This window comes from Aquibium pacificum (genome assembly GCF_040839445.1).
Lineage (GTDB): Bacteria > Pseudomonadota > Alphaproteobacteria > Rhizobiales > Rhizobiaceae > Aquibium > Aquibium pacificus.
Genome location: NZ_JBDPGJ010000004.1, coordinates 116,953 through 130,235 on the forward strand (window position 1 = coordinate 116,953; position 13,283 = coordinate 130,235).

The following is a 13,283-nucleotide window of genomic DNA, read 5'->3' on the forward strand; positions in this document are numbered from 1 at the left end:
TATCTGCGCAAGAAGATGCAGCAGCATGATCGCAACAACGCGGCTATGGTCTCCCAACTCTAATGCCGGGAGACTGCAATGAAAAGTCTAACCACCCGTCGTGACCGGCTTCGTAGTAGCCGCGACCGGCTCGGTTGCAATCTCCGGAACGCTTTCCATGGCGACGAGTTGGTCGGCACACAAATCGGCCGCTCCGGTGACCTGTTGGTCGAGAAACTGCATGTGAATCCAGCCGCCGTCTTCGATGAAGCTATCCTGCTCCCACGACTTTACTTCTTTGAGTGCCACAAGCTGACCTGCCGCGCTCGGCGCAGCCAGAAATCTTTCCACGCAGATCGATGCGACTAGTCTTTCGCTCGCATCTCTGGAGGCTGTCGCTGCCATCTCGTCGGCTGTGCTACCCGTGACCCAGCCGCCCCAGGAAAATCCCACGATAGCCATCGCGATGGCTCCCGCAGCTACGCCGTACGCGGCGGGCTTCGTCCATTCGGGGATATTCATAATAGATTCCAATCTCATCTCGAGAAGGGCGTAAGTACGCCGAACGATCAACGTATCACGGATTGTACCAACCCGCAAAATTACGTGAGCAGTTTGGCGACGTTCAAGGCACGGAGCGCATCGCCAGGGGAGCCGCGCTGTTGCCGGGTGCCCCAGCAGAGGCCCCCGCGGTAGGCGGCAGGTTTTGTGTAGGTTGGGTCTGGTGTCTGGCCGACACGACCTTCCAGTTCCTCCGCATGATAGCGTGGCTATTGCCACTCGAAACCATTGACGATGACGGTGACAATCTGCTCGATGCGTTGCCACTCGCGCAACCCGGTGCCGATGATGGCGCGGTCGCGGTCGAAGCGGACACCGCGCTTCTTTTTTCGCCGCCGTCCAGTTCCGCGCCCAGCCGGTGGATTGAGTCAAAGGCTGCGGGCAGCGGAGCGTCCGTGGTCATCGCGCCGACGGGCGGTCGAACAGGAACCTTGCGAAGCAGGGCCGATATCGGCGCGCAACGGTGCCGGAAAGGAGATCGGCGGGTACGAGTTCTTTCGGCTGTCTGGATCGAAGACCGTTCTCCTGAATGACGGGACCAATCTCAGTCTCAATGGCAAGCGCGCCTATGCCGTGTCCTAGGCCAGCCACACCTTGTGTGTCGTGAACGGAGAGACCGGAAACTGCTTCTGCTTCAACAAGGGGCCCTAGCGCCATCTGCCACGGCGACCTCTGAAGAGTAAAAGTGCGCGCGAAGGCGCATGGACCACGTGAGAGGCAGTGTTGTTGCGATTCCCACCAAACCCGGCAGTTATTGAATCACTGTGCCGCTGAGACCGTCTCCATATGCTGTGTCGTGGATAAAGGTCTGTCGTGCCGCCACGCCCACAGCAACGTACGCGATGGGGTCGCTATCTGAAGAGCTAAACTTTGCCCGATCCCCTAGATCCAGCGGCAGCTTACTGCCTGCGTTACCGAAAACCAGACAGTCTGGAGACGGCCCCAAACAGGTCGTTCCAGAGGTGCCGCCCGGTTCGCGACTTCCGGCGCGACAACAACAAGCCAGAACCTCCGGAATGGCCGGGTTGAAGAATCACGGCGCTGTTCTCCGGCGACAGGAGAATCTGATGTCTATGCGCCGAAGGGGTGGACTCGCAATCATGGCGCCGATGTTTCCGCCGCAATGACCGAAGCTCCTTCAAACAGATTTGGCACTGCTCTCGGTTGCGCACGCCCAGTGCGCACATACTTCAATCATTGGCCGCCTCTGGTCGAGCAGGTCGGTGCGATGATAGGCGGCTTCGACGGCATTCTTCACAGTATGGGCGAGTGCGCGTTCGGCAAGGTCTGCTGGCTCGTGACCATCGACCTGTCCGCGATCGGCGTGGTCGAGCGCGCCTTCGCGGCGCTCGCCTCCGGCAAGGTGGTGATGCCGCCGATCCTGTCGATGGTGATTCCCGAGGCCAATGGCGAGGTCGACGTCAAGACCGCGTGGATCCCCGGCTTCGAGGGCTTCGCCATCAAGGTGAGTCCTGGCTTCTTCGACAATCCACGGATCGGCCTGCCGAGCCTCAACGGACTGATGATCCTGTTCTCGGCGAAGACCGGGCTGGTCGAGGCGCTGCTGCTCGACAATGGCTACCTGACGGACGTGCGCACCGCCGCGGCGGGAGCGGTGGCTGCCAGGCATCTGGCGCCGTCGCGGGTTGAGACGGCGGGGGTCATCGGCACGGGCGTGCAGGCGCGGCTGCAGATTCAGGCGGCACACCTCGTACGGCCGTTCAGCCAGGTGCTGGTCTGGGGCCGCGACCGCGCAAAGGCCGAGGCCTGCGCGGCCGACATATCCCGCATGCTCGGCATTCCCGCGCGCAGCGAGGCCGACCCCGCGCGCCTCGTCGCACGCAGCCAGCTCGTCGTCACGACCACGCCTGCGGAACATCCGGTGCTGAGGGCGGAGTGGTTGCATCCCGGCCTCCACGTCACCGCCATGGGCTCCGACCAGGCCGGCAAGAACGAGGTCGAGGCGACGGCACTCGCCGCGGCGGATCTCTATGTCTGCGACCGGGTCAGCCAGTGCGAGAAGCTCGGCGAACTGCGCAGCGCCATCGCCGCGGGTGTCTGGACGCACGGGAGCCGCCCGAGCTGGGCCAAGTCGTCACCGGCGCCAGACAGGGCCGCGTCTCCGACGACCAGGTCACCATCTGCGACCTGACCGGCACGGGTGCGCAGGACACCGCGATCGCCACATTCGCCGTCGAGGCCGCGCGCCGGGCGGGCGTCGGGTCGGTGATCTCGACCTAGGACGGACCCTGACCGGCATGCTGAAGCTCGACGACCGCGCCGTGAAGATCCTGTCGATCCTCGCCCGTGAGGGACGTATCTCCAAGGCAGAGCTTGCCAAGCGCTTGAACCTCTCCGCCGCCCCGGCATGGGAGCGGATGAAGCGCCTGGAGGCAGCCGGCATGATCACCGGCTACCACGCCTCGGTGGCGCTGAAGAAAGTCGGACCGCACCTCGTCGTCTTCCTGGCGGCGGAACTCGAAAGCCACCGCGCCCAGGATTTCCAAGCCTTCGAACGCGCCATTGCGCCGCTCGACGAGGTCGTCGCCTGCTGGGCGGTGGGCGGTGGCTTCGACTATATCCTGCAGGTCGTCACGCGCGACATCGACAACTACCAGCGCCTCGTCGACCAACTGTTGCAGGCGAAGGCCGGCCTTTCGCGCTACTTCACATATGTCGTCACCAAGCCGGTGAAGCAGGGTCCGCTGCCCCTGGAGCGGCTGCTCGCCATGCCGGCAAAGGAATAACGGCTTCCCCTGTTCCATTCGGAAGAGGCTTCGGCTGCTCCGCCGGTTTCCCGATCAATCGCGGCGTCCGAGCGAGGCTGAATGGTCCGAGCCATCCGGAGGATGCTCGGCCGCGACTTCGCTCGCACTTCTTCCGAAGACCCGCGTCTCGTCGCTGGCCCACCCGCGGCTGGTCCGCGACCTCGCCATGTCGGCGGCGCCTGGACGGCCGGCTCGTCATCGGCTTCGCGGCGCGGACCGCGGCGATGCGGTCGGCTCGGGCCGCCCATAACCGCTGGTTAGGTATCTGATAGGCAGTGCGATTGGTTTGCGGCGATCCCTCGGGCGACAGTCGAGCCGAAGCAGGCACCACAACCGGTGGATATATAAGTGATGCAAGGCGGGGCACAGGAACAGGCCGACGACGGGACCAAGGCGCGTCCGCGGACCCTCATTCCCAGTGGTTCAATATCGGCGGCTGACGGGGGGGAGCAGGCATGAAGCTTCAATGTTACGAGACGGGTGAGTTTTCTTGGCCGGAGGGAGACTACGTCATCAGCACCGAACGTCACCGCATAGACCCTGCCGCACTGGTGGATTTCTATCGCGCGGAAGCCTACTGGGGCGGCTCCCTTGAGCCGGGTCGATTTCTATGCGCGGTCGAAAGCTCGCTGCCGATGGGGGCCTATACGGCCGGGGGCGCGGTCGCGGGCTTCTGCCGGGTCGTGACCGATGGCGCGATGTTCGCCTATCTGCGCGACGTGCTGATCCTGCCCGAACACCGCGGCAAGGGTCTCGGTCTCGCGCTCTGCCGCCGCGCGCTGGAGCACCCCGATCTGGCGCGGATCAACAACTGGCTGCTGCGCACCAAGGATGCACAAGCGCTCTATGCGCGGCTAGGCTTTGGGCCGGTCGAGATGAGTGAGGGCTACATGCGCCGACAGACCGCCCCGGTCGCGTGGCGCTGATACCTGCGCCGCCCCAGCCTGCGGTTATGAACCGAGAGCCAAGAGGATACTCCTTGTGAGTTTTTCCCGCCAGAACAATGACCTCGACCGGGGACTGCCGGAATGAGCTATCGCGTTGGAGTCGATGTTGGCGGGTCCTTCACGGATTTCGCGGTCCTCAACGAAATCACCGGCGAATTGCGGACACTCAAAGTCTTCTCGCGGCCGGACTCGCCGGGGTCGGAGGTGCTGTGGGCCTTGGAAACGTTGGCGAAGCGTGACGGGTTGGACGCGACCGCGATCATCCATTTTGCCCACGGTACCACGGTGGGCATAAACACGGTGATTCAGCGCAACGGACCGGATCTTGCGCTGTTTACCACTGTCAATTTCGAGGACGTTCTGGAAATCGCGCGTCTGAAGATCCCGCAGATGCACAACCTCTATTCCAGGCGGCCGCGTCCGCTGATCCCGCGCGACCATGTGTTCGGCATTGCCGAACGCACCAATGCCCAGGGCGAGGTCGTGCTGCCGCCTGACCCCGAGGATTTGGCAAAGGCTGTCCGTAGGGCAAGAGAGGCCGGATGCAGCGGCATCATCGTGGCCTTCCTTCACGCCTACCGCAACGCGGAGAACGAACGGCAGGTCCGCGACATGATATTTGCCGCAGACCCCGGCATGACCGTGGTCACCTCATCTGAAACTTGGCCGATCATCCGCGAGTACGAACGGACCATCACCGCGGTCATCAGCGGCTATGTGCAGCCACGCGTCGCACATTACCTGGACGGCTTCGAGGAGACCTTGCGCCAGCGGGGCGTGCAGTGTCCGCTGCTGATCACCAAGACCAATGGCGGGGTGATGGATATCGATCAGGCGCGGCGCGAATGCGTGCAGATGATCATGTCGGGGACCGCATCAGGAGTGATCGGGGCAGGGCATCTGGCCATGGCCAGCGGGTTCGACCGGATCATAAGTCTCGACATCGGCGGCACCAGCGCCGATGTCGCCGTCATCGTCGACGGCGTTGCGCAATATGGCACTGGCGAGCTGATCGGCGATTTCCATATCCATATCCCGTCGGTTTCGGTCAGTTCCGTGGGACAGGGCGGGGGCTCTGTCGCGTGGCTCGACACATTGGGCCATCTGCGCGTCGGGCCGGAAAGCGCAGGGTCCAGCCCGGGCCCTGCCTGCTACGGGCGCGGCGGCACTAAGCCCACCATCACCGACGCGATGGCGGCATCCAATCTCATCGGCCTGCTGCCGCTTGGTTATGGCGCAGTGTCGGTGGATCAGGAGGCCGCCCGCCGCGCACTTGCCCGGCTCGCCGACCGGCTTGGCATCGGGGCGGAGGAACTGGCGGGCGACATCATCGGGATATCGGTATCCGGCATGTATGCCGAGATCAGCGCCCTGATCGCGCGTTTCGCCATCGACCCGCGAAACTTCCACCTCTTCGCCTTCGGTGGCGCAGGGGCGATGCTCGCCTGCTTTCTGGCACAGAATCTCGACATGAAGGGCGTCGTGGTGCCACCTTCCCCCGGCGTCGTGTCCGCCCTGGGTGCGTTGATCGCGGATCTCCGGAACGATTTCATCCATACGGTCTATGCCGATGTGGCGCCGGAAACGCTTGCCTCGCTGGGTCCGGTGCTCGACACGCTGGAGGCCGCGGCGCGCGATTGGTTGCAGGCGCAGGGTCATTCGGGCGAACACGTCCTGAGGCTGTCGGCGGACATGCGCTATCCCGGCCAGTCGTTCGAGATCGAAACGCCGCTCGATCCGCGGCAAGTCCGTGCGGGCGATGCCGCCGCGGTCACCGCCGCCTTCCATTCCGAACATGCCCGGCTTTACGGTCATGCCGACCGCAGCGCGGGGGTCGAGCTGATCTCGCTGCGGCTTGTGGTCACCGGGCCGACGCCCAAGCCCCCGGTCCGCGAGATTGCCGCGGCGACGGGGCCCGCCGTCCCGCTACGGCAGGTGCGCAGCTGGTTCGCCGGGCGCTCTCATGTCACGGATCTCTATCAGCGCACCGATCTGGCCGCCGGGCACCACTTCTCCGGGCCGGCCATCATCGCGCAGGAGGACACGACGACGGTGATACCTCCGGGCTTTCACGTGCAGATCGACCGGTTCGGAAATCTCGTCATCGCGCGCGAGGAAAGCACCACATGAGCATCGACCGTCGCAACCTCATGGTTCTCGCGAATTTCTGCGCCGCCGCCGCGGATGCCATGTCCTTCACGCTGATGCGCACCGCGCATTCGGCCTTCGTGAAAGAGACCGAGGATTTCACCTGTCAGGTCATCAGCCGCGAGGGTATGGCCTTTGCCAATTCGAGCCAGTTCGGCGCGCCGTGGTATGGCGGGATCGACTATGCACCGCTGCTTGCCATGTTCGACCACTATGCCGAAGGCGATATCTGCATCACCAATGATCCCTACAGCGGATATGTCGCAAGCCATTCGCCCGACATCCACATCTGGAAGCCGGTGTTCCACAAGGAGGAACTCGTATGTTTCGTGGTGGGGCACATCCATAACACTGACGTGGGGGGCGCCGTGCCCGCGTCGCTCTCGCGCAGCTTGACCGAGATTGAACAGGAGGGCCTGCGCCTTCCGCCGGTCAAGCTCTATGATCGGGGCGTACTGAACGACTTCGTGCTGGAGGTGATCCAGACGAATGTCAGGATGCCGGAACAGAACATCGGCGACCTGCATGCGCAGGTCGCGGCGGTCAACATCGGCGATGCGAAGATGCGCGAGATCGTCGAACGGTTTGGGCGCGATGTCTTCCTGAGCGGAGTCGACCAGATCCTCGACTATGCCGAGGCGCAGGCGCGGCAGATTCTCTCCGGCATTCCGGACGGCGAGTATTCTTTCTCCGACTACATCGACGAGGATTCCGTAGGCGGCCCACCCTGCCGGGTCGCGCTGACGGTGCGGATCGCGGGTGACGAGGCGGTGCTGGACTTTTCGGGTTCCGATCCGCAGCTGAAATCCTCGATGAACATGCCGACCGGCGGGCGCGAGCGTCATCCCTTGGTGCTGGTAGGGCTGACCTACGTGCTCTACACGCTCGACAACACGCTGATGCTGAATGCCGGGACGCTCCGTGCCGCCCGCGCCATTCTACCCGAAGGCACGATCGTCAACTGCACCAGACCTGCGGCGGTAGGCATGCGGTCGATGACCTGCCTGATGACACAGATCGTGACCCTCGGTGCGTTCGTGCAGGCCTTGCCGGATTTGATGCCCGCCACCTCCCCCGGCGGCAATGCCATCCTGAATGTCAAGACGACCGGTCGCAACGGGCGCACGGTCATGGCCTCCATCGGGCCGGTCGGCGGCGGCGGCGGCGGCACGCCGTTCAACGACGGCAGCGACGGCGCGGGCGGGCTGCACGGGTTCCTGCGCAACACCCCGCTGGAGATCAGCGAAGCCGACGTGCCGATCCTGTTCCGCCGCTATGGTCTGGCGCGCGACACCGGGGGAGCGGGGCGGTATCGCGGCGGGCTGTCCACGGTAATGGAGTTCGAGGTGACGACACCCAGCACGGTCGTCACCGCGCGCAACCGCAACCGGTCGATCATGTCGAGCTGGGGGGTCAATGGCGGCCGGGAAGGGTGCTTGTCGCAGTTCCACCGCAACCCCGACCAGCCGAATGCCGAGTTTCTGGGCAACACCGATGTGGTGCATTGCGATCCGGGCGATGTGATCCGTGTCATCGGGCCGGGGGCGGGTGGCTATGGAGCTCCGCGGACCCGACCGGTCGCGGCGGTGCTGCAGGATCTCGAACGCGGCGCGATCAGTCCCGCTGCGGCCGAGGCCGACTACGGCGTACTGATCGTCGACGGCGTGATCGACGAGGCTGCGACGGACCGGCTGCGCCGCGGGGCAGGGGAAGAGCCAGGCCCGATCATCGTGCACGGCGCTGCGCGGAAGGCCTTCGAGACGCTCTGGACGGCGGAACGTTACGCCTGCCTTACGGCTTTCCTGTCCGAAGTTCCGGTCGAATGGCGCTATTTCCTGAAGCACAAGGTTTTCTCCGCCGTTGCGGCCCAGTGCGACGGGGCAGAGGTGCCGCGAAGGATGGAGGCGATCTTCACGGATCTGCGCGGGGCCTATCGGTTCTAAGGGCGGAATCCTGCCTGGGCTGCTCAGAGCTGGGCGTCGGTGCCGTGATCCGTCTGATACTGCCGGATCGCGTCGCGCAGGTTCAGGCGGAACGCCGACAGCAGGCGCGAGGCCGGCTTTTCGGAATTTGTCGAAATCGCAAGGTTCATCATGAGCTGCGGCTTGAAAGGGCGTGTCACGAGGCCAGGATACTTGTCCCATGGCATGAAGCCGTCGATCAGCGCGATTCCAAGACCCGCCTGCACCAGCGGCGCAGCCACCAGCGAGGATGACACCTGAATCGCCTGCGGCCGGGTCACGCCGATCTGCTCGAACGCGTCATCCAGCATCGCGCCGATCTCGACCTGCGAGCCGTAGGAGATCAGCGGCCGGTCCTTCAGCTCCTCAACCGTAAGCACGGGCAGCGCCGCAAGCGGATCATCTGCCTGCAGCACCGCCACCACCGGGGTGGCTGCGAGGATTTCGTTGCGGATGGTGGGCGCCTGAATCGTCGAGACGGTCAGGCCCATGTCGATGCCACCGATCTGCAGTTGTTCCGACGTTTCGGCCTTTGGCTGGGTGTGGACCTGGATCTTGACTGTCGGATGATTGGCCTTGAAGGCCACGAGCGCCGTCGGCAGGATCGTCGGTATCATCGACAGGCTGACCCCGATACGCAGTAGCCCGACCCGCCGTTCGCGGATGTTCAGCGCCAGTTCGTCCAGCAACTCGATCTCGCGGAAGATGCGGTCTGCATCGGCAAATAACATCTCCGCCTCGGCCGTGGGCACGAGACGGCCGCCGATCCTGTCGAACAGCATGTAGCCCAGATGGCTTTCGAAATGGCGTAGCGACTTGCTGATGGCGGGTTGGGACACGGCCAAAGCGTTGGCAGCGGCGGTCAGCGATCCCTTGCGCATGATGGTGCGGAAGATCTCGATCTGACGGGCGTTCATTGAGCTCCGCTCTCAGTGTGTTGCGCCGAACCTTCCGGTCGTCCGCGCTGGGATCATGGTCAGGCCAGTCCACATCGGCGCGAACATGCCGCAATGATACCGGATGGGATAGTAGCTGAGTTCGCGCCGGTGTGAAGACGATGACATGCACCCTCAGTCGAAGTAGCCGAGGATCGACTTGGTCTCGAGGTATTCCTCCAACCCTTCGATCCCGTATTCGCGACCATTGCCGGACTGCTTGTAGCCGCCGAAGGGCGCATACGGATCCCAGGCCGGGTAGTTCAGATGCACCTGCCCGGCACGGATGCGCGCCGCGGTACGCCGGGTCAGCTCCCGGTCAGTGCCTTGGACCTGCGCACCAAGGCCGTAGACCGTGTCATTGGCAATGGCGATCCCTTCCTCCACATCGTCATAGGGCAGGATGACCAGAACCGGTCCGAAGATCTCCTCCTGCGCAACGGTCATGTCCGTGGAAACCTCGGAAAAGATCGTGGGCTTCGAGAAAAAGCCGCGAGCAAGGCCTTCGGGACGTCCCGGACCGCCAATCAGGAGCTTCGCGCCCTCGTCGATGCCGGTCTGGATCATGGTTTGAACGCGGTGATACTGTGCCCGGTTTGATGAAGGACCATGCGTCGTCGCAGGGTCGGTCGGGTCGCCGACCCTGATATCCGCCACCGCTGCGATTGCCAGCGCTTCGACCTCCGCAAGGCGGGTGCGGGGCACGATCATTCGGGTCGGCGCGCTGCAGGACTGGCCGACATTGCGCATCGCCGAGGCAACGCCGGGCGGAATGGCCCGAGACAGGTCCGCGTCGGGGAGGATCAGGTTGGGGGACTTCCCACCCAGTTCCTGAGCGACCCGCTTGACCGTGGGGGCGGCAGCAAGCGCGACCTGGACGCCGGCACGGGTCGAACCGGTGATCGATACCATGTCGACATCAGGATGTTCGGCCAGCCGGGTCCCAACCACTGGACCCGTCCCGTTGACAAGGTTGAACACGCCGGCAGGGAACCCGGCCCGGTCGATCAGCTCGGCAAAGAGGGCCGAGCTGAGTGGAGAAAGTTCGCTTGGTTTCAGTACCACTGTGCAGCCCGCCGCCAAAGCGGACCCCGCCTTGGCCGTGATCTGGAACAGAGGCCAGTTCCAGGGGGTGATGAGGCCGCAAACGCCGATGGGTTCGCGCACAACGGCGGTCTGACCCCGGCGTGTCAGGAAGGGATAACTGCGCAGCACCTCGTTCGCGACGCGCAGATGCTCTGCGGCCAGCGGCACCTGTGCGGCCTGCGCATAGCTGATCGCAGCGCCCATTTCGGTGGTGATGGCGCGGGCAAGCGTTTCCTGATTTTCGAGGATCAGCGCCCGCAGCCGGTCGATCACATCGGCGCGGTCGTCGGGTCGCGTCGCGGCCCAGCCCGGAAATGCCGCGCGCGCCGCCGCTACGGCTGTGTCGGTCTCTGCGATGGATCCAAGCGCCACCTGGCCGACGACCTGCTCGGTCGCCGGGTTGATGATATCAAGACGGTCACCACCCGATGAATCGACCCACGCCCCGTTGATATAGAACTGATGGATACGTGCCGTGGCAGACCGGGCATCGGCAGTAGTGGCCATTGGAAACTCCTTCGACATGCTGCCACCTCCGGCCGGCCGGGGGTGGCGGGGACATTACATGCCGACGAGTGCGGGCAGACCCCGCGTGTCGGCGATTTCGGCATATTCGTAGAAGGGATTCGCCGGCTCGTGGCCGCGGTTGACCCAGACCTTGTTCCGGATCCCCATGTCGTAGCACGTCATAAGATCGTAGCGGAACGACGAGGACACGTGCAGGATGTCGGCAGGATCGCAGTCCAGAACGTCCAGCATGTATTCGAATGCGCGCTGGCGCGGCTTGTAGGCCTGCGCATCCTCGGCGGTCAGCAGCTTGTGATAGGCCACCTGATGCAGCGCGGCGCTCTGGATGATCTGGTCTGGGGCGGCATTCGACAGGATCACCAGGGGGATCTTGTCCGCGATCTTCGAAAGGCCCTCGGTCACGTCCGGGTGCGGCCCCCAGGTGGGAATGGCATTGTAGATCGCCTCGCCGTCTTCGCGGCGATATTCGATCTTGTGCTTTTTGCAGGTCCGCTCGAGTGCGTTGCAGACGACCTCCTTCTTGGGTCTCCATGCGCTCATCGTCTCGTCCAGACGATAACCACGGAAGCTGAAGAGAAAGGCGTCCAGTTTCGCCTTGGTCATCTGGCTGGCGTAGATCTGCGTCGCGGCACCCGCCATGTCGTAGTTGGTCAGGGTGCCGTAGCAATCAAACGTGATGAATTTCGGTGTGAAGCGCGCCATCTCGGTTCCTCATTTGCCGTCATCCGAGACTAGAGGGTTGAAGCAGGGGAAATTGCGGAAGGGCTTCATGCCCGCAGCATAAATGAATGGAATTTCCCCTCCGCGTGGCAGGAAAGGGGCGCCGCCCCGGCGGGAATGCCGCTGGTTTCCGACGTCGCGGCCTCTTCTCTACGTCCGGTGCGGCCGAGCGCGCCATAACGCGGAATTATGGATGACGCATGGAAGGTTCTGGCAGTTCAGTCCGGTTCCAGATGTATTGTCTTGAAGCAAAGGGCGGGCCTGCCTGACCTTCGGCCTCTACATGCCCGCGCAGCCGGGCCGCGCATCCCCGGGAAAACGCATCATGCCTCGTCTCCAAGCCGAATTCTGCACCGAAGATGCCGTCGATACCCCCTACTGGTGGGATGCTGCCCGACCGGCAGCAGCCACCTCCGATGACATTGAGGCAACGACCGAGGTTGCGATCGTCGGCGGCGGTTTTACCGGCCTGAACGCGGCGCTGGTGCTTGCGCGCGCGGGCAAGCAGGTGACGATCTACGACGCAGAGTCGCCGGGCTGGGGTGCCTCGTCCCGCAATGGTGGCTTTCTCGGGCCGGGTTGGGCGTTCTTCGATACGGCCATGGCCTATGGGCCGGATGTCGCGCGTCGCGTTGTCGAGGAGAGCTTTCACTCGCTGCAATATGTGAAGGATGTCGTCGCCACCGAGGCGCTGGATTGCGACCTGAAGGTCGTGGGCTACTTCAAAGGCGCAATGGCGCCGCGGATTTATGACAAGTTGGGCCGGATGATCGACCGCATCAACAAGGTCATGCCTTGCGATGCCTATATGGTGCCCCGCTCTTCCCAACACGCCGAGGTTAAGACGGATCTATACCACGGCGGCATTTCGATGCCGGGCTATGCCGGCATCCATCCTGCGAAATATGCCCGCGAGCTGGCGCGTGCCGCCACCCGGCACGGCGTGCGTATTCACAGCGGTGCCAAGGTGTCGGAGATTCGGCCCGAGAACGGCGGCCTGCGCTTCCGCGTGGCGGGGCGCGACGTGACCGCAAGGCAGGTGCTGCTTGCCACCAACGGCTACAGCGCCACGGTATCGCGCTATCTGAAGCGGCGGATCATCCCGGTCGGCAGCGGCCTCGTCGCCACCGAACCGCTGCCACCCGATCTGATGGCGCGGCTGATGCCCAAGCAGCAGCTCCTGGCCGGCAGCCAGCGCGTCGTGACCTACTATCGGCCTTCGCCCGACGGAACCCGGATGATTCTCGGCGGGCGGGTGCTGAACATGAGCGGCCGCCGCAAGAACAATGTCGCGAATGCCCGCTATATTCGCAGCCTGCTGGTCGAGATCTTCCCCGAACTCTCGCAGACCAGGATCACTCACTACTGGCACGGGCAGTTGGGCTTCACCTTCGATGGTTTTCCGCATGTCGAGCAATTCGACGGCCTCTACTTTGCGGGGGGGTACAACGGAACGGGTGTGGCGCGGGCCAGCTGGCTTGGCAGCCGCGTCGCTCACGCCATGATGGGCAACGCGGAGGGCAACACGGTCTATTCGGACCTGAAGTTCGAAACCCGGCCGTACTTCCATGGCCGCGCTTGGTTCTATCCCCTGGCGGTGATGTACTACGGGATGCTGGACAAATGGGACCGGCGCGGCATCTGAACGCG

The 13,283-nt window shown here is 63.9% G+C and carries 10 protein-coding genes and 1 pseudogene; 7 read left to right on the forward strand and 4 right to left on the reverse strand.

Going from position 1 to position 13,283, the window contains the following annotated elements:
• Positions 1-87: 87 nt before the first annotated feature.
• A complete protein-coding gene (locus tag ABGN05_RS17085) occupies positions 88-501 on the reverse strand; it encodes a hypothetical protein (protein WP_367955250.1) in 414 nt (137 codons plus the stop codon).
• 62 nt (positions 502-563) lie between these two features.
• Here ABGN05_RS17085 and ABGN05_RS17090 point away from each other — a divergent pair, with 62 nt between their 5' ends.
• From ABGN05_RS17090 to ABGN05_RS17115, 6 genes and pseudogenes are all read left to right on the forward strand, one after another.
• The gene (locus ABGN05_RS17090) at positions 564-1,073 is read left to right on the forward strand and encodes a hypothetical protein (RefSeq protein WP_367955251.1); all 510 of its coding nucleotides are present in this window, start codon (positions 564-566) and stop codon (positions 1,071-1,073) included.
• A 728-nt stretch (positions 1,074-1,801) separates the two neighbouring features.
• Positions 1,802-2,781, forward strand: a pseudogene (locus ABGN05_RS17095) (cyclodeaminase).
• A 17-nt stretch (positions 2,782-2,798) separates the two neighbouring features.
• Positions 2,799-3,287, forward strand: a complete 489-nt coding sequence (locus ABGN05_RS17100; RefSeq protein WP_367955252.1) for an Lrp/AsnC family transcriptional regulator — start codon at positions 2,799-2,801, stop codon at positions 3,285-3,287.
• A 476-nt stretch (positions 3,288-3,763) separates the two neighbouring features.
• A complete protein-coding gene (locus tag ABGN05_RS17105; RefSeq protein ID WP_367955253.1) occupies positions 3,764-4,234 on the forward strand; it encodes a GNAT family N-acetyltransferase in 471 nt (156 codons plus the stop codon).
• Positions 4,235-4,336: 102 nt separating this feature from the next.
• Positions 4,337-6,385 carry a hydantoinase/oxoprolinase family protein gene (locus ABGN05_RS17110; RefSeq protein WP_367955254.1) on the forward strand — a complete coding sequence of 683 codons (2,049 nt, stop codon included), beginning with the start codon at positions 4,337-4,339 and terminating at the stop codon, positions 6,383-6,385.
• Positions 6,382-8,346 (forward strand): hydantoinase B/oxoprolinase family protein, encoded by a 1,965-nt coding sequence (locus tag ABGN05_RS17115; RefSeq protein ID WP_367955255.1) that lies wholly within the window; start codon positions 6,382-6,384, stop codon positions 8,344-8,346. The genes ABGN05_RS17110 and ABGN05_RS17115 overlap by 4 nt, the downstream gene beginning before the upstream one ends.
• Before the next feature lie 23 nt (positions 8,347-8,369).
• Here ABGN05_RS17115 and ABGN05_RS17120 read toward each other — a convergent pair whose 3' ends face one another.
• From ABGN05_RS17120 to ABGN05_RS17130, 3 genes are all read right to left on the reverse strand, one after another.
• On the reverse strand, positions 8,370-9,281 hold the full coding sequence (locus tag ABGN05_RS17120) for a LysR family transcriptional regulator (protein ID WP_367955256.1): 912 nt from the start codon (positions 9,279-9,281) through the stop codon (positions 8,370-8,372).
• Positions 9,282-9,434: 153 nt separating this feature from the next.
• Positions 9,435-10,892 carry an aldehyde dehydrogenase family protein gene (locus ABGN05_RS17125; protein WP_373695955.1) on the reverse strand — a complete coding sequence of 486 codons (1,458 nt, stop codon included), beginning with the start codon at positions 10,890-10,892 and terminating at the stop codon, positions 9,435-9,437.
• A gap of 54 nt (positions 10,893-10,946) precedes the next feature.
• The gene (locus ABGN05_RS17130; RefSeq protein WP_367955258.1) at positions 10,947-11,615 is read right to left on the reverse strand and encodes a haloacid dehalogenase type II; all 669 of its coding nucleotides are present in this window, start codon (positions 11,613-11,615) and stop codon (positions 10,947-10,949) included.
• A gap of 343 nt (positions 11,616-11,958) precedes the next feature.
• On the opposite strand from ABGN05_RS17130, the gene ABGN05_RS17135 reads away from it, so the two are divergent.
• A complete protein-coding gene (locus ABGN05_RS17135) occupies positions 11,959-13,278 on the forward strand; it encodes an NAD(P)/FAD-dependent oxidoreductase (protein ID WP_367955259.1) in 1,320 nt (439 codons plus the stop codon).
• Positions 13,279-13,283 lie beyond the last annotated feature (5 nt).